Here is a 20,996-nt window from a genome sequence, read left to right on the forward strand (position 1 = left end):
CATCGTAACTCCGCGCCCGCCACGGCCGGGCGCCTCGGGGTCGGATCGGCTACCCTGTCCGCCCTCATGCGCACTTCTTCCTCCCGAGGACTGGCCTATGCCAGCCTGGCCGCCAGCATGGCGCTGGTCGGCAGCTATGTCGGCCTGTCCAAGCTCCTGGTGGCCGTGTTCCCCATCTTCCTGCTGGCCTGGCTGCGCTTCGGCCTGGCGGCACTGGCCATGGTCCGCTGGGTGCAACGCGCACCGGGCGAAGCCCCGCTGAGCCCGGCCGACCGGCGCCTGCTCTTCCTGGAGAGCTTCCTGGGCAATTTCCTGTTCTCCATCTGCATGCTCTTCGGCGTGGCCGCCACCTCGGCCGTGGCCGCCGGGGTGGTGATGGCCGGCATTCCGGCCGCCGTGGCCCTGCTCTCGCGGCTGTGGCTGAAGGAGGCCCTGCGCCCCCGGGTGATGGCGGGCGTGGTCTGCGCGGTGGCGGGCATCGCGCTGCTGGCCCTGAGCCGGCACGGCAGCAATGCGGCCGCCCCCGCGCCCAGGTGGGGCTACGGCCTGCTGCTGGGCGCGGTGTTCTGCGAGGCCTGCTACATGGTGATCGGCAAGAAGCTGACCGCCCAGGTCTCGCCGCGCCGCATCAGCGCGCTGATCAACCTCTGGGGCCTGGCCCTGGTGACGCCGCTGGGCCTGTGGCAGGCGCTGCGCTTCGACTTCGGGGCGGTGCACGCCGCGCACTGGGGCCTGCTGGGCTTTTACGCCTTGGCCGCCAGCGTGGTCACCGTCTGGCTCTGGATGAAGGGCCTGCGCCACGTGCCGGCCCAGCAGGCTGGCGTGTTCAGCGTGATGCTGCCGCTGTCGGCCACCGCCGTCGGCGTGCTGTTCCTGGGCGAATCGCTGGCGCTGGCCCAGGTGCTGGCACTGGGCCTGGCCCTGACCGGGCTGCTGCTGGCCACCTGGCCACAGCGCAATGCCCCGGCCCCACGCACCGCGAGCTGAGCGGGATCAGGCTGCCGCCGGGGCCCCGCGGTGGGCGTGCTGGTACACCGCCTCGGGCGGCTCGCCCTTGAGCCGGTGGTCCGACCACACCTGGCGCCAGCGGCGCGCCCCGGACAGGCCGTTGTGCAGACCCAGCATGTGGCGGGCGATGTGGGCCCAGGGCGTGGCCGCCGCGGCATGGCGCTCGGCCATGTAGCGCACCATGGCCTGCTCCACCGCATCGCGGTCGGCCGCGGGGTCGGCCGAAGCGCCCCAGAAGCGCGTGTCCCAGTCGGCCATCAGCCAGGGGTTGTGGTAGGCCTCGCGGCCCACCATCACCCCATCGACCTGGGCCAGGTGGTGGGCAATCTCCTCGCTGGTCTTCACCCCGCCGTTGAGCACGATGGTCAGCTGTGGAAACTCGCGCTTGAGTTGGTAGACCAGTTCATAGCGCAGCGGCGGGATCTCCCGGTTCTCCTTGGGGCTCAGACCCTTGAGCCAGGCGTTGCGGGCGTGGACGATGAAGACCTCGCAGCCCGCCTCGGCCACGGTGCCGACGAAGTCCCGCACGAAGGCATAGCTCTCTTCCTTGTCGATGCCGATGCGGTGCTTGACCGTGATGGGCAGCGCCGTCTGCCCGGCCTGGGAAGGCTCGGCCGCCTCGCGCATCGCCCGCACGCAGTCGGCCACCAGCGGGGCCTCGGCCATCAGGCAGGCGCCGAAGGCACCGCGTTGCACCCGCTCGCTGGGGCAGCCGCAATTGAGGTTGACCTCGTCGTAGCCCCATTGCCGGGCCAGGCGTGTGGCGTGCGCCAGTTCCTCGGGTTCGCTCCCCCCTAACTGAAGGGCCAGAGGGTGTTCCTCGGCGCCGTAGTCCAGATGGCGCGCCTGGTCACCGAAACGCAATGCGCCGGTGGTGACCATCTCGGTGTAAAGCCGTGTCTGGTGGGTGAGCTGGCGATGGAAATGCCGGCAGTGGCGGTCGGTCCAGTCGAGCATGGGCGCCACGCTCAGCCGCCAGGGGGACGGACGCGAGGACAGGACGGAGGGGAATTCGGGGCGGGAGGTCACCCCCGGATTATCCGGTGTCACAGCTTGTCGCACCTTGGGTCCTTCGACCCGCAGGACCGACACGGACGTGTCAAACGCCCGGCCTAGCGTGGCGGCCATCACCCCCAACCCCGAAAAGGCCCTCCCATGACCGATCCCCGCCGCCGCCAGTTTCTGCAATGGATGGGCGCGTCCAGCGCCGCCGCCGGCATGCACCCCAGCATCGCCCGCGCCCTGGAGATTCCCGCCCACCAGCGCACCGGCACCATCGCCGACGTCGAGCACGTGGTGATCCTGATGCAGGAGAACCGCTCCTTCGATCACCTGTTCGGCACCCTGCGCGGCGTGCGCGGCTTTGCCGATCCGCGGGCCATCACCCTGCCCTCGGGCCAGCCGGTCTGGTACCAGATGAACGGCGACCAGTTGGTGCTGCCCTTCCGGCCGCCGGTGGACAACCTGGGCATGACCTTCCTGCCCGACCCCCCGCACGGCTGGAACGACACCCACGCCGCCTGGAACCTGGGCCGCCACGACCAGTGGGTGCCCAACAAGGGCCTGTCGGCCATGACCTACCACCAGCGCGCGGACATCCCCTTCCACTACGCGCTGGCCGACGCCTTCACCGTCTGCGATGCCTACCACTGCTCGCTGATGGGCCCGACCGACCCCAACCGCTACCACCTGTGGACGGGCTGGGTGGGCAACGACGGCAAGGGCGGTGGCCCGGTCATCACCAATGCCGAAGCCGGCTACGACTGGAAGACCTACCCCGAGCGCCTGGAAGCCGCCGGCATCAGCTGGAAGATCTACCAGGACACCGGCACCGGCCTGACCGCCGACGGCTACTGGGGCTGGACCAGCGACCCCTATATCGGCAACTACGGCGACAACTCGCTGCTGTACTTCCACCAGTACCAGAATGCCGTGGCCGGCACGCCTCTGGCCGACAAGGCCAAGACCGGCACCGCCATCGTCAACAGCAACCGCGACCCCAACGGCCTGGTGACCCAGTTCCGTCAGGATGTGGCCAACAACAAGCTGCCGCAGGTGTCCTGGATCGTCGCCCCCGAGGCCTACAGCGAGCACCCCAACCACCCGGCCGACTACGGCGCCTGGTTCGTCTCGCAGTTCCTGGATGCCCTGACCGCCAACCCGGCCGTCTGGAGCAAGACGGTGCTGTTCATCAACTACGACGAGGAAGGCGGCTTCTTCGACCACATGTCGCCGCCCACCCCGCCGGCCAACAGCAGCCTGGGGGCCTCCACCGTCAAGACCACCAATGAGCTCTATGCCGGTGACAGCAGCCACCCGGCCGGCCCCTACGGTCTGGGCATGCGGGTGCCGATGCTGGTCGTCTCGCCCTGGAGCAAGGGCGGCTGGGTCGATTCGCAGGTCTTCGACCACACCTCGGTGATCCGCTTCCTGGAAGCCCGCTTCGGGGTGACCGAGAGCAACATCACCCCGTGGCGCCGCGCCGTGACCGGCGACCTGACCTCGGCCCTGAACTTCGCCACGCCCAACGCCAAGGTGCCGGCCCTGCCCAGCACGTCGGCCTATTTCCCGGCCGATCTGGAGCGCCATGCCGACTACGTGGTGGTCGCCCCCACCAACCCGCAGTTGCCGGTGCAGGAAACCGGCGTGCGCCGCGCCCGCGCCCTGCCCTATGCGCTGCAGGCCAACGGTCACCTCAAGGCCGACAAGGGCCTGTATGTGCTGGACTTCATCAACGAAGGCCATGCCACCGCGGTGTTCCAGGTGCGCAGCCGCACCACGGCCGACGCGCCGCGCAACTACACCGTCGAGCCCGGCCAGGCGCTCAAGGGCCAGTGGGACCTGCTCTCGGCCGGGGCCAGCAGCTATGACCTGGCGGTCTCCGGCCCCAACGGCTTCCTGCGCCGCTACCAGGGGGGCACGGCCAAGAGCGCGGTGCGGGTCGAGACCAGCGTGGTCTACACCCCCGTGCCGGGCGACGAGGGTGTGACCGTGACCTTCAGCAATGCCGGCAAGGCCACCGTGGCCTTGACGCTGGTGGACCGCTACAGCGGCCAGAGCCAGACGCTGAGCCTGGCCGCGGGCGCGATGCAGTCGGTGAGCTGGTCGCTGCACCGCACCTTCGGCTGGTACGACATCGTCGTCACCGCCGCGGGCGACAGCAGCTTCCAGACCCGCCTGGCGGGCCACGTGGAGACCGGCAAGCCCAGCATCAGCGACCCGATGATGGGTGGCCTGAAGCTCAAGGGCTGAACACGCCCTGCGCCGCTGTCGCGCGCGGGCTCAGTCCAGCGCGCGCAGCGGGTGAACCACCGCGGGCCAAGGGCTGTCGAAGAAGGCGGCCACCTGGTCGGGGGTCACGTCCTCCACCCGGGACGGGTTCCAGCGCGGCTGGTGGTCCTTGTCGATCACCAGCGCGCGAATGCCCTCCACCGTCTCGCTGGCCGTGCCCGGGCGCAGCTGGAAGCACTGGCGCACCAGGTCGCGCTCCATGCGCAGATCGTCCGCCAGGCTCAGGTGGCGGGCCCGGCGCACCTGCTCCAGGGCCACGGCCATCATCAGGGGCGAACGCTTGTGCAGCGCGCCCAGGGTGTGTCGTGCCCAGTCGCTGTCGTCACCGGTCAGCGAGGTGATGATGTCGCCCAGCGTCGGGCGGCTGAAATGCAGGTCGATCTGCCCCTGCAGCGCCGCCAACCGGCCTTCGCCAGCAGCCACCGCCCGGGCCCGCACCGCCGCCTCCAACTGGGCACCGGTGGTGGACGAGCCATCACCCAGCGCCTCCACCAGCGCAGGCAGCACGGCCGAGGGCAGCTGCACATCGGCCAGGCCGAAGGCGATGGCGTCGGCCGCATCCAGCACCTCGCCGCTCAAGGCCAGGTACTCGCCCACATGGCCCGGGCAGCGGGCCAGGAACCAGCCACCGCCCACATCCGGGAACAGGCCGATGTGGGTCTCAGGCATGGCGAGCTTGCTGAGCTCGGTCACCACCCGCAGCGAGGCGCCCTGGCTGATGCCCATGCCGCCGCCCATGCACACCCCGTCCATCAGCGCGATGCAGGGCTTGGGATAGCCATGAATCAGGTGGTTGAGGGCGTATTCCTCGGTGAAGAAGTCCTCCAGCCGCGGATCGCCGGCCAGGGCCGCCTGATGGAAGAAGCGGATGTCGCCGCCCGCGCAGAAGGCCGGCGGCTTGCCCTCGCGGCCGGCACCCTGCACCAGCACGGCCTGGACCGCCGGGTCCGCGCGCCACTGCAGCAGCACGGTGGTCAGGTCGCGCACCATGCCCAGGGACAGCGCATTGAGCGCTGCGGCGCGGTGGAGGGTGATCAGGCCCAGCGGCCCCTGACGGCGGGCCAGCACCTGGCCACCCGAGCACAAGGCGGGCGAGAAATCATCGGAATGCATGCGAGCGTGTCTCCGGCCGGTCGATGGGCCGGCTCATCGCCGCATTGTGCCGTCGTCGAAAACGGGGGGGCGCTTCAGCCCCGTGCGGCCGTGGCCCGGCTGCGCCACAGGGCCAGGCCCTCGTTGGCGGTCAGCGCGCACAGCACCAGCAGGCCGCCGCCCAGCACCGCCGGGGTCGGCGCCTCGGCCGTGCCCAGCCAGGTCCAGGCCACGCCGAAAACGATTTCCAGCTGGCCCAGCAGCGAGGCTTCGGGGGCCTTGAGCACGCGGCCAGCAGCCACCGCCATCGCGCAGGGAATGGCCAACTGCACCACGCCCAGCAGGCTCAGCAACTGCATGTCGTGGGCCGAGGCCTGCAGCGGCCAGGCCAGCGGCAGCGAAACCGCGGCCGACAGCACGGCACCGATCAACACGGCCGCGGACAGGTCCTGCTGGTGTTCAGCCGCACGGCGGGCATTCACCTGCATCAGCACCCACACCAGGGCGCTGCACAGCGGCACCAGCAGCGCCAGGCCCGTGCCCACCAAGTGGCGCAGGTCGCCGCCGGCCACATGGGAGGCGTGCATCCAGGCGATGCCGCCGCTGGCCATGGCGATGGCCACCCAGGTGCGCAGCGGCAGGCGCTGCCGGAGCACGAAGCGGGCGATCAGGGCGGTCAAGAGGGGCGACAGCGCCTCGGTGATCAGCACATTGGCCACGGTGGTCAGCGTGAGCGCCACCATGAAGGCGGTGTACATCACGCCCCAGCCCAGACCGGACCACCACAGCACCGCCCCGCCCTGGCGCAGGCTGCGTCGCAGAGCGGTCGGTCCCATCTGCCAGGCCAGCAACGCCGCCATGGCCAACGCATTGGCCGCGCTGCGCCAGAAGGTCACCTCAAAGGAGGCGGCCGAGTCCAGGTGCCGGGTGACGACCCCGGCGATGCTCCAGAGCAGCGTGGCCAGCACCATGGTGGCCACCGCGCGGCGGTGGCTCATCATGGGGGCCACGGGGCTCATGCGCTTTCGCGGGCGGCGCGCTTGCGGTCGTGTTCGCTCAGGTGGCGCTTGCGCAGGCGGATCGACTTGGGCGTGATCTCGACCAGCTCGTCGTCCTCGATGAACTCGACACCGTACTCCAGCGTCAGCTCGATCGGCGGCGTGATCTTGATCGCGTCTTCCTTGCCGCTGACGCGGAAGTTGGTCAGCTGCTTGGTGCGGGTGGCGTTGACGATCAGATCGTTGTCGCGGCTGTGGATGCCGACGATCATGCCCTCGTACACCGGGTCGCCCGGCTTGACGAACATGCGACCGCGGTCATCCAGCTTGCCCAGGGCGTAGGTGAAGATCTCGCCGGCATCCATCGAGATCAGCACGCCGTTCTTGCGACCAGCGATGTCGCCCTTGTGCGGCTCGTAGCCGTCGAAGATGTTGGAGATCAGGCCCGAGCCGCGGGTCAGGTTCAGGAACTCGTTGGAGAAGCCGATCAGGCCCCGCGCCGGGATGCGGTACTCCAGGCGCACGCGGCCACGGCCGTCCGGCTCCATGTTCACCAGCTCGCCCTTGCGCTCGCCCAGGGCCTGCATCACGCCGCCCTGGTGTTGCTCTTCCACGTCGGCGGTGACCATTTCGATCGGCTCGCACTTGACGCCGTCGATGTCACGGAACACCACGCGCGGCTTGCCCACAGCCAGCTCGTAGCCCTCGCGGCGCATGTTCTCCAGCAGGATGGTCAGGTGCAGTTCACCCCGGCCCATCACTTCGAAGACGCCGTCCTCGCCGGTTTCAGACACGCGCAAAGCCACGTTGCTCTGCAGTTCCTTCTGCAGACGGTCCCAGATCTGGCGGCTGGTGACGAACTTGCCTTCCCGGCCGGCCAGCGGCGAGGTGTTGACGCAGAAGTTCATCGTCAGCGTGGGCTCGTCCACCTTCAGCATCGGCAGCGGGGCCGGATCGGTGGGGCTGGTCAGCGTCACGCCGATGCCGATGTCCTCGATGCCGTTGATCAGCACGATGTCGCCGGGGCCGGCTTCGGTGACCTGCACGCGATCCAGGCCCTGGAAGGTCAGCACCTGGTTGACCCGACCCTTGAAGCTCTTGCCGTCCGGGCCTTCCATCACCAGCACGTCCATCGAAGGCTTCAGGGTGCCCTGGCTGATGCGGCCCACGCCGATGCGACCGACGAAGGTGGAGTAGTCCAGCGCCGAGATCTGCAGCTGCAGCGAGGCGTCAGGGTTGCCCTGGTGGGTGGGCACGTGCTTGAGAATGGTGTCGAACAGGGCCGACATGTCCGGGCCCCACTGGGCCCCCGGCTCGCCCTCTTCCAGCGAAGACCAGCCGTTGATGCCCGAGGCATAGACCACCGGGAAGTCCAGCTGCTCGTCGGTGGCGCCCAGCTTGTCGAACAGGTCGAAGGCGGCGTTGATCACGGCGTCCGGCTTGGCACCCGGCTTGTCCACCTTGTTGACCACGACGATGGGCTTGAGGCCCAGGGCCAGCGCCTTCTTGGTCACGAAGCGGGTCTGCGGCATCGGGCCCTCCTGGGCGTCGATCAGCAGCACCACACCGTCCACCATGGACAGGGCGCGCTCCACCTCGCCGCCGAAGTCCGCGTGTCCCGGGGTGTCGACGATGTTGATGTGGGTGCCTTGCCAGCTGACCGCGCAGTTCTTGGCCAGGATGGTGATGCCCCGCTCGCGCTCGATGGCGTTGTTGTCCATCACGGTGTCGACGACCTTCTCGTGCTCGGCGAAGGTGCCCGACTGGCGCAGCAGCTGGTCGACCATGGTGGTTTTGCCATGGTCCACGTGGGCGATGATGGCGATGTTGCGAATCTGACGGCTCATGGTGTTTCTTTCTGGTTGACCAGCAGGGCCTGCACCTCGATGGGGCTGAGCAGGCGGTCGGGGATCAGTTCACCGGCGGTGACATGGGCACTGCCCAGGAAGGTGGATGGGTTGGGCCCGTAGACGCGCACCGCCGGCATGTCGGGCGTCTGCACCTTGCGCCGCATCCCCGTGAGGAAGCGGCCGGCCTCGTCCATCGGCAAGCACACAGCGGGCCAGTCGGCGAGCATGCAGTCCGGGCCGCGCAGCAGCGCGTCCCGTCCGGCCTCGTCGAGCTCGGCCAGCCGGTCCAGCGTGACCGCATGGGCCACGTCCAGACCGCCGCTGTGGGTGCGCCTCAACCCGGCCAGGTGGGCACCACAACCCAGCACCTCGCCGATGTCCTCGGCCAGGGTGCGGATGTAAGTGCCCTTGCTGCAACGCACCGCCAGTTGGAGGGTGCAGGCCGCAGCATCCCAGCCCAGGATGTCGATGGCGTGAATGCGCACCTGGCGCGGCTCACGTTCCACCTCGATCCCGGCCCGGGCATATTCATAAAGCGCCTTGCCGTCCTTCTTGAGGGCGGAATGCATCGGCGGTAATTGGGAGATCGGGCCGGTGAAGCGCGCACAGGCGGCCTCGATGGCGGCCATCGTCACCTCGACCGGGCGCTCGCGGACAATTTCGCCCTCCATGTCGCCGCCCACCCGGGTCTGGCCCAGGCGCAGGGTGGCGGCATAGGCCTTGTCGGCCTCCAGGCTGGCCTGGGAGAACTTGGTGGCGGCGCCGAAGCACAGCGGCAGCAGGCCGGAGGCCAGCGGATCCAAGGTGCCGGTGTGCCCGGCCTTCTCGGCACGGAACAGGCGCTTGGCCTTCTGCAGCGCGTCGTTGCTCGACAGGCCCAGCGGCTTGTCGAGCAACAGCACGCCATGCACCGGCCGGCGCACGATGCGCGGCCGCGGTGCCGAGACCGGGGTGTCGTTCATGACCAGCTCAGTCATCCTTGGCCCGATTGGCGTTGGCCTGCTGGATCAGCGCGTTCAGCCCGGCCGCACGCTCGGTGGTCTGGTCGAACTTGAAATGCAGCGTCGGCACGGTGTGGATGGACAGGCGCTTGAACAGGCCGTTGCGCACGAAGCCGGCGGCCTCATTGAGCGCGGTCTCGCTGGCCACCGGATCACCCACCAGCAGCGAGAACAGCACCTTGGCATGGGCGTAGTCAGGCGTGACCTCCACGGCATTGATCGTGACCATGCCGATGCGGGGGTCCTTCAGCTCGCGGATCAGTTCGGCCACATCGCGCTGGATCTGGTCGGCCACCCGGAAGCTGCGGTTGGGGAGACTGCGTTTGTGTCGCATGAATGTGCTCCTGCCAGGTCGGGCCGCTCAAGCAAAAACCCCGCCGGGTTCGGCGGGGTCGTGCTGCGAGCAGCGCCACCCGTTTTACAAGGTGCGTGCCACTTCCTTGATCTCGAAGACCTCGAGCTGGTCGCCTTCCTTGATGTCGGTGTAGTTCTTGAGCTTGATACCGCACTCGAAGCCTTCCTTGACCTCGCGCACGTCGTCCTTCTCGCGGCGGACCGACTCGATGTCGCCCGTGTAGATCACGATGTTGTCGCGCAGCAGGCGGAACTTGGCGTTGCGGCGCACCACACCGGAGGTGACCATCGAGCCGGCGATCGTGCCGATCTTGGACGCCACGAACACCACGCGGATCTCGGCCATGCCGATGATCTCTTCCTTCTGCTCCGGGGCCAGCATGCCGGCCATCGCCGCCTTCACCTCGTCCACCGCGTCATAGATGACGTTGTAGTAACGGATGTCCACGCCATTGCCATCGGCCACCTTGCGGGCGTTGGCGTCCGCACGGGTGTTGAAGCCGATGATGACGGCCTTGGAGGCGATCGCCAGGTTGACGTCCGACTCGCTGATGCCGCCCACGGCCGCGTGCACCACCTGCACCCGCACCTCGTCGGTCGAGAGCTTGAGCAGCGAGGCCACCAGGGCTTCCTGCGAACCTTGCACGTCGGCCTTGACGATCAACGGCAGCACCTGGGCCTGGCCTTCGCCCATGTTCTCGAACATGGACTCCAGCTTGGCCGCCTGCTGCTTGGCCAGCTTGACGTCGCGGTACTTGCCCTGACGGAAGGTGGCGATTTCGCGGGCCCGGCGTTCGTCGGCCAGCACCATGAAGTCGTCACCGGCGGCGGGCACCTCGGTCAGGCCCTGGATCTCCACCGGAATGGAGGGACCGGCCTCGAGCGTGTTCTTGCCATCCTCGTCCAGCATGGCGCGCACGCGGCCATAGCTGGCGCCGGCCAGCACCACGTCACCACGCTTGAGCGTGCCGGACTGCACCAGCACCGTGGCCACCGGGCCGCGGCCCTTGTCCAGGCGGGCTTCGATCACGATGCCCTTGGCCATCGCATCCACCGGTGCCTTCAGTTCCAGCACTTCGGCCTGCAGCAGCACCTGCTCCAGCAACTCGTCGATGCCCTGACCAGTCTTGGAGGAGACGCCGACGAAGGGGCTGTCGCCACCGAAGTCTTCCGGCACCACCTCTTCGGCCACCAGCTCGCTCTTGAGGCGGTCCGGGTTGGCTTCGGGCTTGTCGATCTTGGTCATCGCAACCACGATGGGCACACCGGCCGCCTTGGCGTGGCTGATGGCTTCCTTGGTCTGCGGCATGACGCCGTCGTCGGCCGCCACCACCAGGATGACGATGTCGGTGGCCTTGGCACCACGAGCCCGCATGGCCGTGAAGGCCTCGTGACCCGGGGTGTCCAGGAAGGTGACCATGCCGCGCGGGGTTTCCACGTGGTAGGCACCAATGTGCTGCGTGATGCCGCCGGCCTCGCCCGCGGCCACCCGGCTGCGGCGGATGTAGTCCAGCAGCGAGGTCTTGCCGTGGTCGACGTGACCCATGACGGTCACCACCGGCGCACGCGGCAGGGCGTCGCCACCGGCGGCGGCCTCTTCCTCCTCGGAGAAGGCTTCCGGATCGTCCAGCTTGGCGGCCAGCGCCTTGTGGCCCATTTCCTCGACCACGATCATGGCCGTTTCCTGGTCCAGCTGCTGGTTGATGGTGACCATCTGGCCCAGCAGCATCATCTTCTTGATGACTTCGCTGGCCTTGACCGACATCTTGTGGGCCAGATCGGCCACCGAGATGGTTTCGGGCACGTGCACTTCCTGCACCACCGGCTCGGTCGGCGCCTGGAAGGTGCTGGCGCGCTCGTCACGCCCATCACCGCGGCGACCACCGCGCGGCGCACGCCAGCCCGGCCGGTTGCTCGACAGGTCGGTGCGCGGCTTGCCCGGGGCGCCCCGCTTCTTGGCGTCGTCCGCCCAGCTGGAGGACAGCTTCTCGGACTTGACCGACTTCTTGTCGCCCGGCTTGGCCGCGGACGGCGCGGCAGCGGCCGGCGCGGGCGCGCCCGGCTTGGCCGCCGACTTGTGGATGGTGCCCTTGATGCCTTCCTTGCTGGCCTCGGCCGGCTTGGGTTCTTCCGGCTTCTTGGCCACCATGACCTTGGACTTGCGGGCCATCATGTCGCGGATGGCGGCCGCCTCGGCCTCGGCACGCTTGCGGCGCTCGGCCAGATCGGCCAGGCGCTTGGCTTCCTCGGCGTCCTGGCCGGCCGAGGCCTTGACCACGCGCAGGGCGGGCTTGGGGGCCGGCGCAGGCTCGGGGGCAGCCACAGGGGCGGCAGCCACCGGGGCCACCGGTGCAGGTGCTGCCTCGGCGCTGGCCTGGGTCGCGGCGGCTTCGGCTGCAGCCTTGGCCTGGGCCGCGGCAGCGGCTTCGGCAGCAGCCTTGGCCTCGGCTTCGGCGGCGGCCTTGGCTGCAGCGGCTTCGGCGGCGGCCTTGGCTGCAGCCTCGCGCTCCAGGCGCTCCTGCTCCTCGCGTTGACGGCGCTTCTCAGCCAGTTCCTCTTCCTGCTGACGGATCAGCTCGGCCTGGTGGCGGGCCTCTTCCTCGCGGCGAGCGAGTTCGGCCTCCTCCGCGGCGGCGGCATCCTCGGCGCTGGAACCGCCAGGGATGTCGTCACGCTTGATGAACGTGCGCTTCTTGCGCACCTCCACCTGGATGGTGCGCGCCTTGCCGCTCGCATCGGCCTGCTTGATCTCGCTGGTCGACTTGCGGGTCAGGGTGATCTTCTTGCGGTCGCCGCCAGAGCTCATGCCGTGCGCGCTGCGCAGGTGCTCGAGCAGGCGCTCCTTGTCCGACTCGGTGAGCGAGTCTTCGGGCGAGTTCTTGGCGACGCCGGCCGACTTCAGCTGCTCTAGCAGCGTCGCGGCGGGCCTGCTCAGCTCCGCGGCGAGTTGGGCGACGGTGGTCACTGCCATTCTGGGATTCCTTGTCTGGGTACCGTGTGCGTGGATGCTCGTGTGGGGACGCTGGAGGTTCAGGCGTTGAACCAGTGCTCACGGGCCTTCATGATCAGCGCCTTGGCCTCGACATCATCGACGCCGGTCATCTCGACCAGTTCGTCGACGGCCAGGTCTGCCAGGTCGTCACGGGAATTCACTCCCCCGGCGGCCAGCTTGGCGATCAGATCAGGGTTCAGCCCCTCCAGGTCGCGCAGGTCCTGGGACACGCCGCCCACGCCCTCCTCGCGCACGATTTCCATGGTGAGCAGCGCATCCTTGGCCCGGTTGCGCAGCTCGGTGACGGTGTCTTCGTCGAAGCCTTCGATTTCCAGCATTTCCTGCAGCGGCACGTAGGCCACCTCTTCCAGGCTGGTGAAACCTTCGGCGATCAGGATGTCGGCGACTTCCTCGTCCACATCCAGCTTATCGACGAACAGGCGGCGCACGACGTCGGATTCCTGCGCCTGCTTGGCCGCCGATTCCTCGGCCGTCATGATGTTGATGCGCCAGCCGGTCAGCTCGGAGGCCAGACGCACGTTCTGGCCGCCACGGCCGATGGCGATCGCCAGGTTCTCCTCGTCGACCACCACGTCCATCGCGTGCTTCTCTTCGTCCACGACGATGGATTGCACATTGGCCGGGGCCAGGGCGCCGATCACGAACTGGGCCGGATCCTCCGACCACAGCACGATGTCCACGCGTTCGCCGGCCAGCTCGTTGGTCACGGCCGTGACGCGGGAGCCGCGCACGCCGACACAGGTGCCGATCGGATCGACCCGCTTGTCGTGCGAGACGACGGCGATCTTGGCGCGGCTGCCCGGGTCGCGGGCGCAGCTCTTGATCTCCAGCAGACCCTGCTCGATCTCGGGCACCTCCTGGGCGAACAGCTCGACCATGAAACCCGGGGCGGAGCGCGAGAGCATGATCTGCGGGCCGCGGGCGGTGGGATCGACGCCGGCGATGAACGCACGCACGCGGTCGCCGGTGCGCAGGTTCTCCTTCGGGATCATCTCGTTGCGCTTGAGGCGGCCTTCGACACGGCCGGACTCGACGATGATGTCGCCCTTGTCCAGACGCTTGACCGTGCCCACGAAGATCTTCTCGCCACGGGCCAGGAAATCGTTGAGCAGTTGCTCGCGCTCGGCGTCACGGATCTTTTGCAGGATGACCTGCTTGGCGGCCTGCGCGCCAATGCGGCCGATGGGCACCGACTCGATCGGCTCCTCGATGTAGTCGTCGACCTCGATGTCGCCGATCTGCTCCTTGGCCTCGAACAGCAGGATCTCCGCATCGGGAATCTGCAGGCCGGCCTCATCGGGCACCACATGCCAACGACGGAAGGTCTCGTACTCGCCGGTATCGCGGTCGATGGCCACGCGGATATCGACCTCGCCGCCGTGCAGCTTCTTGGTGGCAGAGGCCAGCGCCAGTTCAACCGCGCCGAACACCACCTCGCGGTCCACGCCCTTCTCGCGCGAGATCGCATCCACCAACATCAGCATTTCGCGGTTCATTCTTCTTGACCTCCATCGGTTGTCTCTTCGCCCGCATCGCCCGGGGTTGAGGGCTCGGCGGCGGGGGCAGCCTTGTTGCGGCGACCCTTGAAATCCAGCACCGGCACCAGCCGTGCTTCACGCACCTCGTCCAGACTGAAATCCAGGACCTGGTCGACCTTGCCGTCGTGGAACACCAGCTGCCAGCCCTCGCCCGCATCGGCGGCCTGCAGCAAGCCTTCGTATTTCTTGCGCCCCTGGAAAGGCAGTTTGAGGGTGATCTGCACCTGCTGCCCCGCAAAGCGGACGTAGTGCTCGGCGGTCTTGAGCGGACGGTCCAACCCCGGCGAGGACACCTCGAGCCGGGCATAGTCGACATTCTCGACCTCCAGCACGTACTGCAGCTGGCGGGTCACCGCCTCGCAGTCCTCGACCGTCACGAACTCCTGCCCGCCTGTGGGGTAGGTCTTGCCGGGCACACGGTCGATATAGACGCGCAACAACCCGCCGGCCGATCTCTCGACATCGACGAGTTCATAACCCAAACCTGTCACCGTCTTCTCGACGGCCTGGCTCCAGCTCATCAGGGTGCGAATACCTTTCCAGCTTCAGTAGCGCTTCAGTGGCGTTTCAACGCCAAAACACCAGCGCAAAAAAAATGGGCAGAGATGAATCCGCCCACTTCCTCTAGCTATCGGCATTCTAGCGAAGTTCGAATTATAGCCAGCCCACTTCGTCACAGCAAGTTGCTCATGTCAAAATCGCGCTGGACCACAACACTCCGGAGACCGCATGGGATTCCTCGCCGGCAAGCGCCTGCTCATCACGGGCCTGCTTTCGAACCGCTCCATCGCCTACGGCATCGCCAAGGCCTGCCATCGCGAAGGCGCCGAACTGGCTTTCAGCTACGTCGGCGAACGCTTCAAAGACCGCATCACTGAATTCGCCGCCGAATTCGACTCCAAGCTGGTGTTCGAATGCGACGTGGGCGACGACGCCGCCATCGAGCGCCTCTTCGTCGAGCTCAAGACCGCCTGGCCCGAAGGCTTCGACGGTTTCGTGCACTCGATCGGCTTCGCCCCGCGTGAAGCCATCGCAGGCGACTTCCTCGACGGCCTGTCGCGCGAAGGCTTCCGCATCGCGCACGACATCTCGGCCTACAGCTTCCCGGCCATGGCCAAGGCAGCCCTGCCCTCACTGCGCGACAACGCCTCGCTGGTGACCCTGTCCTACCTGGGCGCCATGCGCTATGTGCCGGCCTACAACACCATGGGTCTGGCCAAGGCCTCGCTGGAAGCCAGCGTGCGCTACCTGGCCGCCAGCCTGGGCCCCAAGGGCATCCGGGTCAACGGCATCTCGGCCGGCCCGATCAAGACCCTGGCGGCCTCGGGCATCAAGGGCTTCGGCAAATTGCTGGACATCTTCTCGCGCAACGCCCCGCTGCGCCGCAACGTGACGATCGAGGATGTCGGCAATGTGGCCGCCTTCCTGCTGTCGGATCTGGCGGCCGGCATGACCAGCGAGATCACCTACGTGGACGGCGGCTTCAGCCACGTCATGGTGGGCGGCATGCCCGAGGACGAAGCCTGAGCGGCCCCACCCCCATGCCTTGAAGAGGCCCTCGCCGCGGCGAGGGCTTTTTTTCGCCCCTGCGGATCAGTCTCGCACGCAGTCGACGAAGTAGCGCTTGGGCCCGCCCGGCACCTCCTCCTCAGACACCAGGCCGTGCACATCTGCCCCGAAGCCCGGGAACTGGGCGTTGAACTCGCGGGTGAAGCGCAGGTAGTCCACCACCTTGCGATCGAAGCGCTCGCCCGGAATGACCAGGGGAATGCCCGGCGGATAGGGCGTGAGCAGCGCCGTGGTGACCCGGCCTTCCAGGTCGTCGATCTCCACCCGTTCGGTCTTGCGGTGCGCGATGTGCGCGTAGGCATCGCTGGGCTTCATCGCCGGCTCCAGCTCCGACAGGTAGACCTCGGTGGTCAGGCGGGCAATGTCGCCCTTGGCATAAGCCTCGTGCACGCTCTGACAGAGGTCGCGCAAGCCCATGCGCTCGTAGCGCGGGAAGGCCTGACAGAACTCCGGCATCACGCGCCACAGCGGCTGGTTGCGGTCGTAGTCGTCCTTGAACTGCTGCAGCGCGGTCAGCAGCGTGTTCCAGCGGCCCTTGGTGATGCCGATGGTGAACATGATGAAGAAGGAGTACAGCCCCGTCTTCTCGACCACCACGCCGTGCTCGGCCAGGAACTTGGTGACGATGGACGCCGGGATGCCCGTGGCCGCGAACTCGCCGGACACGTTCAAGCCCGGGGTGATGATGGTGGACTTGATCGGGTCCAGCATGTTGAAGCCATCGGCCAGGTTGCCGAAGCCATGCCAGGTCTCGTTGGCCTTGAGCACCCAGTCGTCCTGGCGGCCAATGCCCTCGTCGGCCAGGCGATCCGGCCCCCAGACCTGGAACCACCAGTCCTCGCCGTACTCCTCGTCGACCTTGCGCATGGCACGGCGGAAGTCCAGGGCTTCCTTGATGCTTTCCTCCACCAGCGCGGTGCCGCCGGGAGGCTCCATCATGGCTGCCGCCACGTCGCAGGACGCGATGATGGCGTACTGCGGCGAGGTGGAGGTGTGCATCAGGTAGGCCTCGTTGAAGAGGTAGCGGTCCAGCTTGACGCTCTGAGAATCCTGCACCAGCACCTGCGAGGCCTGGCTGATGCCGGCCAGCAACTTGTGCGTGGACTGGGTGGCATAGACCATGGCCTGCTGCGGACGCTTGCGGCCCTTGCCCATGGCGTGGAAGGTGCCGTAGAACTTGTGGAAGGCCGCGTGCGGCAGCCAGGCCTCGTCGAAGTGGATGGTGTCCACCCAGCCGTCCAGCGCCGCCTTGATCGACTCGGTGTTGTAGAGCACGCCATCGTAGGTGCTCTGGGTCACGGTCAGGATCTTGGGCTGCACCGCCTCCGGGTCCACGTCCTTGAGCAGCGGGTGCTGGGCGATCTTGCGGCGGATCGACTCCTTGCTGAACTCGCTCTCCGGGATGGGGCCGATGATGCCGAAGTGGTTGCGCGTGGGCGTCAGGAAGACCGGCACCGCGCCGGTCATGATGATGCTGTGCAGGATGGACTTGTGGCAGTTGCGGTCCACCAGCACCACGTCCCCCGGCGCCACGGTGTGGTGCCAGACGATCTTGTTGGACGTGGACGTGCCGTTGGTGACGAAGAAGCAGTGGTCCGCATTGAAGATGCGCGCCGCGTTCTTCTCACTGGCGGCCACCGGGCCGGTGTGGTCCAGCAGTTGGCCCAGTTCCTCCACCGCGTTGCAGACGTCGGCGCGCAGCATGTTCTCGCCGAAGAACTGGTGGAACATGCGTCCGATCGGGCTCTTCAGGAAGGCCACGCCCCCCGAGTGCCCCGGGCAGTGCCAGGAGTAGGAGCCGTCGTGGGCGTAGTCCATCAGCGCGCGGAAGAACGGCGGCGCCAGGCCGTCCAGGTAGCTCTTGGCCTCGCGGATGATGTGACGCGCCACGAATTCCGGCGTGTCCTCGAACATGTGAATGAATCCGTGCAGTTCCCGCAGGATGTCGTTCGGGATGTGCTGCGAGGTGCGCGTCTCGCCATACAGGTAGATCGGGATGTCGGCGTTGCGGAAGCGGATCTCGCTGATGAAGTTGCGCAGGTTCACCACGGCAGGGTCCAGTTCGGGCCCGGGCGTGAACTCCTCGTCGTCGATCGACAGGATGAAGGCGCTGGCACGGCTTTGCTGCTGGGCGAACTGAGCCAGATCGCCATAGCTGGTCACGCCCACCACCTCGAAGCCCTCTTTCTCGATGGCTTCGGCCAGGGCGCGAATGCCCAGGCCGGAGGTGTTTTCGGAACGGAAGTCCTCGTCGATGATGACGACCGGAAAGTGAAAGCCTTGCATGGCGGCTCCTGAAGGGGAAACGGGCGAGCCCAAAACGCGAAGCGCGAAGTGTAGGGCCGAACAGTGACCCCCTCGCGGCAAGTTTCGATGTCTCGGCGCCGCCCTGCCCGACCGCAGATGAGCGCGATTTTTTTGCAATCAATACGGCACGCCCCCTGTTCATGCGCTATCATCATGGGCTTATCCCACGGAGGGATGGATGAGTGGTTTAAGTCGCACGCCTGGAAAGCGTGTGTGGGTTAATAGCCCACCGCGGGTTCGAATCCCGCTCCCTCCGCCAAGACCATGAAGAACGCCCCGCAGGCTTGCTTGCGGGGCGTTTTTTTCTTCCGGATCGCCCGAAGCAGGCGCTCAGCGGGTGGACTGGTAGGCCGTCGTCATCTGCGCGTCCATGTGGTAGCCCGACTTGCCCATGTCGGTGCTGCTGCTGGCCAGGTGCAGGCGCCCGAAGACCCAGATCGCATCCATGGACTTGACACCCACCGCCGGCTTGCTCAGCGTGACGTGGATGATCTGGTTGGCCGGCGGGGGCGGACTGTGGATGCAGGCCCCGAAGTAAGGCACCAGCAGGAATTCCCGCAGCCCCTTCTCGTCACCTTCCAGTGGCACCACATAGCCCGGGATCCGGATGTCCGCCCCCTCCATGCTGGGCTCCGCGGGGGCGGCATCCCAGACCTGGCGCATGCGCTCCAGCGCGGTGTTGGCCTTGGTGTCGCCATCTTTGAGACTCAGCAGGTTGAGCCCCTTGAAGGCCTGGCTGGGATCCCAGTCCTTGGGCACCAGGGCCTTCCAGGCGGTCGTCTTGTAATCCCCCGGCGCGGTGGGCAAGGGCTTGTCGGACCGCGCCACGGCCGGTGCGGAGGCTCCGCCCACAACAGCGGCGGCCGATCCGGCGGCACAGGCACCGCCGGCCCCCAGCCCCACCAGGACAAGGGGCAGCACACCGCCCCTGGTCTGCTTGAACAAACGCAACAACGACATCGTCGAACTCCTTGGGTCACACACGGGGGGTCAGGCCATCGGCCAGGGCCATGCGACGGGCCCGCCAGGCCGGAATCAGACCGGTCAGCCCACCGGCCGCCAGCACCGCCACCAACACCTTCCATTCCTCGGGCTGCACCTGGCGGGCCTGCAGCACCAGGCCCCAGTGGGCCTGCAAGGCCGGCCCGGCCAGCAGCACCAGTGCCGCCAGCAGGCCCGCGCCCAGCAGCAGGCCCGCCAGCGTCACCGACAGGCTCTCGGCCACCAGCAGGAAACCGATCTGCCAGCCTCCGGCCCCCACCGAGCGCAGGATGGCCAACTCGCGCCGGCGCTCGCCCAGACTGGCCAGCACCACCGCCACCATGCCGGCCAGGCCCACGGCCACCACCATGGCCGAGATGGCCATCAAGCTGCGCTCCAGCGTCGACAGCAAGGTCCAGAGCTGGTCCAGCGCCACGCCCGGCATCACCGCCAGCAGCGGCTCGCCTTCGCCCTCGTTGATGCGCCGCTGCAGCTTGAACACCGCCGCCCGGTTCTTCAGGCCCACCAGCGCGGCCGTGGCCTCCTTGGGGGTCAGGTCGAACTTGCGCACCAGCTCGGGCGGAATCTCCAGCCCAGGCATGGGCGCCCCGCCCGCCCAGTCCAGGTGGATGGCCTCCATCGACGCCATGTTGATGTGCAGGGTGCGGTCCACCGGCGTGCCGGTGGGCGCCAGGATGCCCACCACGGTGAAGGGCTTGTCGGCATGCTCGACCAGCCCTTCTCCACCGCTGCCGTGGCTCAGGGTGATGCGGTGCCCCAGGCCGTAGCCCAGCTCGCGCGCCACCTCGGCCCCCAGCACCACCTGGAACAGACCCGGCACGCCGTCGGCGAAGGGGCGCCCCTGGGCCATCACCAGCGGCTGCTGGTAGCCGTAGCGCAGATGCTCGAAATAGCCGCTGCTGGTGGCCAGGACGGGAAAGCCGTGGTGGGAGTCCCCCAGCGACAGCGGCACCACCCAGGCCACCGCCGGGTCCCGGGAGAGCTTCTCCACGCTGGACCAGCGGATGTTGTTGGTGGCATCGCCCAGCCGGAAGATGGCGTACAGCATCAGCTGGACAGGGCTGGTGCGCGCCCCCACCACCAGATCGGTGCCGGAAACGGTGCGCGAGAAGCTCTCGTGCGCCGCGCCCTTGAGGTGCTGAACGCCCAGCAACAGCGTCACCGACAGGGCGATGGACAGCACCGTGAGGCCCAGCGTGCCGCGCCGGTTCCAGGCGCTGCGCCAGGCCAGTTGGAAGAGGTGTCGCATGGCTCAGGCCTCCTGCAATGCGGTCGCGCGGTTGAGCTGACCCAGCGCCACCTGCCGGTCGAAGTGGCCGGCCAGGCGCTCGTCGTGACTGACGAACACCACGCTGGCACCGCTGGCTGCGGACTCCTGCAGCAGCAGATCCAGGAAACCAGCCTGCCGCTGCGCGTCCAGGGCCGAGGTCGGTTCGTCGGCGATCAGCAGTTCAGGACGCCCGATCAGGGCGCGCGCCACCGCCACGCGCTGCTGCTGCCCCACGGACAGCCGGGTGACCGGCGCGGCCTCCAGCGCGGGAGCGAGGTCCAGCGCCCTCAGCAGACGCCGCGCCTCGGTGCGCTCGTCGCCGGCCAGGCGCTGGCGCCGCCGGGCCGAGAATCGGCAAGGCAGGCAGATGTTGTCCAGCACCGAGAGGTAAGGCACCAGGTTGAACTGCTGGAACACGAAGCCGATGTGGTCCACCCGGAACCGGTCGCGGGCACGGTCGGACAACGCGTTCAACACGACGGCCCGACCGTCCACCTGCAGCGCGATGCGGCCTTGTTCCGGGCGCAGCACGCCCCCCAGCAGGCCCAGCAGCGTGCTCTTGCCACTGCCGCTGGGGCCGTGCACGAACAGGCGCTCGCCGGGCCGGATCTCAAAGTCCGCCATGTCCAGGCAGGGCGCCTGGCCCCGCCGCCAACGAAACACCAGGCCCTCGGCCTTCAAGAGGGTTGCACTGCTCACGCCG

General features: G+C 67.9%; 16 protein-coding genes and 1 tRNA gene. 4 read left to right on the forward strand and 13 right to left on the reverse strand.

Features of this window, described 5'->3' with window-relative positions; all coding sequences use genetic code 11:
- The first annotated feature begins 66 nt into the window (after positions 1–66).
- Positions 67–987 carry a DMT family transporter gene (locus LRM40_RS09645; RefSeq protein WP_151123014.1) on the forward strand — a complete coding sequence of 307 codons (921 nt, stop codon included), beginning with the start codon at positions 67–69 and terminating at the stop codon, positions 985–987.
- 6 nt (positions 988–993) lie between these two features.
- Here LRM40_RS09645 and dusA read toward each other — a convergent pair whose 3' ends face one another.
- The gene (dusA, locus tag LRM40_RS09650; RefSeq protein WP_259372456.1) at positions 994–2,037 is read right to left on the reverse strand and encodes a tRNA dihydrouridine(20/20a) synthase DusA; all 1,044 of its coding nucleotides are present in this window, start codon (positions 2,035–2,037) and stop codon (positions 994–996) included.
- A gap of 126 nt (positions 2,038–2,163) precedes the next feature.
- Here dusA and LRM40_RS09655 point away from each other — a divergent pair, with 126 nt between their 5' ends.
- On the forward strand, positions 2,164–4,260 hold the full coding sequence (locus tag LRM40_RS09655; RefSeq protein ID WP_151123018.1) for a phosphocholine-specific phospholipase C: 2,097 nt from the start codon (positions 2,164–2,166) through the stop codon (positions 4,258–4,260).
- Between the two features lie 30 nt (positions 4,261–4,290).
- Here the strand turns inward: LRM40_RS09655 and LRM40_RS09660 are convergent, their stop codons facing one another.
- The 8 genes from LRM40_RS09660 to rimP form a co-directional block, all read right to left on the reverse strand.
- Positions 4,291–5,412 carry an enoyl-CoA hydratase/isomerase family protein gene (locus LRM40_RS09660; protein ID WP_151123020.1) on the reverse strand — a complete coding sequence of 374 codons (1,122 nt, stop codon included), beginning with the start codon at positions 5,410–5,412 and terminating at the stop codon, positions 4,291–4,293.
- Positions 5,413–5,486: 74 nt separating this feature from the next.
- Positions 5,487–6,410, reverse strand: coding sequence for a DMT family transporter (locus LRM40_RS09665; protein ID WP_231067491.1), 924 nt, complete (start codon positions 6,408–6,410; stop codon positions 5,487–5,489).
- Positions 6,407–8,236 carry a translational GTPase TypA gene (gene typA / locus LRM40_RS09670; protein ID WP_151123022.1) on the reverse strand — a complete coding sequence of 610 codons (1,830 nt, stop codon included), beginning with the start codon at positions 8,234–8,236 and terminating at the stop codon, positions 6,407–6,409. Before typA ends, LRM40_RS09665 begins: the two co-directional genes overlap by 4 nt.
- Positions 8,233–9,201 carry a tRNA pseudouridine(55) synthase TruB gene (gene truB, locus LRM40_RS09675; RefSeq protein WP_151123024.1) on the reverse strand — a complete coding sequence of 323 codons (969 nt, stop codon included), beginning with the start codon at positions 9,199–9,201 and terminating at the stop codon, positions 8,233–8,235. Before truB ends, typA begins: the two co-directional genes overlap by 4 nt.
- Before the next feature lie 7 nt (positions 9,202–9,208).
- Positions 9,209–9,574: a 30S ribosome-binding factor RbfA gene (gene rbfA, locus LRM40_RS09680; protein WP_151123026.1), complete on the reverse strand. Its 366-nt coding sequence runs from the start codon at positions 9,572–9,574 to the stop codon at positions 9,209–9,211.
- An 84-nt stretch (positions 9,575–9,658) separates the two neighbouring features.
- Complete coding sequence (gene infB / locus LRM40_RS09685) at positions 9,659–12,565, reverse strand: translation initiation factor IF-2 (protein WP_151123028.1); 2,907 nt, start codon at positions 12,563–12,565, stop codon at positions 9,659–9,661.
- A gap of 59 nt (positions 12,566–12,624) precedes the next feature.
- A complete protein-coding gene (nusA, locus tag LRM40_RS09690; protein WP_151123030.1) occupies positions 12,625–14,103 on the reverse strand; it encodes a transcription termination factor NusA in 1,479 nt (492 codons plus the stop codon).
- Entirely contained in the window at positions 14,100–14,666 is a 567-nt protein-coding gene (rimP, locus tag LRM40_RS09695) for a ribosome maturation factor RimP (RefSeq protein ID WP_151123032.1), read from the reverse strand. Before rimP ends, nusA begins: the two co-directional genes overlap by 4 nt.
- 208 nt (positions 14,667–14,874) lie before the next feature.
- On the opposite strand from rimP, the gene fabI reads away from it, so the two are divergent.
- Positions 14,875–15,672, forward strand: coding sequence for an enoyl-ACP reductase FabI (gene fabI, locus LRM40_RS09700; protein WP_151123034.1), 798 nt, complete (start codon positions 14,875–14,877; stop codon positions 15,670–15,672).
- 66 nt (positions 15,673–15,738) lie between these two features.
- Here the strand turns inward: fabI and LRM40_RS09705 are convergent, their stop codons facing one another.
- A complete protein-coding gene (locus tag LRM40_RS09705) occupies positions 15,739–18,000 on the reverse strand; it encodes an arginine/lysine/ornithine decarboxylase (RefSeq protein ID WP_151123036.1) in 2,262 nt (753 codons plus the stop codon).
- Positions 18,001–18,189: 189 nt separating this feature from the next.
- On the opposite strand from LRM40_RS09705, the gene LRM40_RS09710 reads away from it, so the two are divergent.
- Positions 18,190–18,280 (forward strand) — tRNA-Ser (locus LRM40_RS09710).
- A gap of 71 nt (positions 18,281–18,351) precedes the next feature.
- On the opposite strand, the gene LRM40_RS09715 is transcribed toward LRM40_RS09710, so the two are convergent.
- Genes LRM40_RS09715 through LRM40_RS09725 form a run of 3 tightly spaced genes read right to left on the reverse strand, consistent with a single transcriptional unit; the run spans position 18,352 to position 20,992 of the window.
- The gene (locus tag LRM40_RS09715; RefSeq protein ID WP_151123038.1) at positions 18,352–18,981 is read right to left on the reverse strand and encodes a DUF3299 domain-containing protein; all 630 of its coding nucleotides are present in this window, start codon (positions 18,979–18,981) and stop codon (positions 18,352–18,354) included.
- 16 nt (positions 18,982–18,997) lie between these two features.
- On the reverse strand, positions 18,998–20,272 hold the full coding sequence (locus tag LRM40_RS09720) for an ABC transporter permease (RefSeq protein ID WP_151123040.1): 1,275 nt from the start codon (positions 20,270–20,272) through the stop codon (positions 18,998–19,000).
- A 3-nt stretch (positions 20,273–20,275) separates the two neighbouring features.
- Positions 20,276–20,992, reverse strand: a complete 717-nt coding sequence (locus LRM40_RS09725; protein WP_231067492.1) for an ABC transporter ATP-binding protein — start codon at positions 20,990–20,992, stop codon at positions 20,276–20,278.
- Positions 20,993–20,996 lie beyond the last annotated feature (4 nt).

The sequence above is a fragment of the Ideonella dechloratans genome (assembly GCF_021049305.1).
GTDB lineage: Bacteria > Pseudomonadota > Gammaproteobacteria > Burkholderiales > Burkholderiaceae_C > Ideonella > Ideonella dechloratans.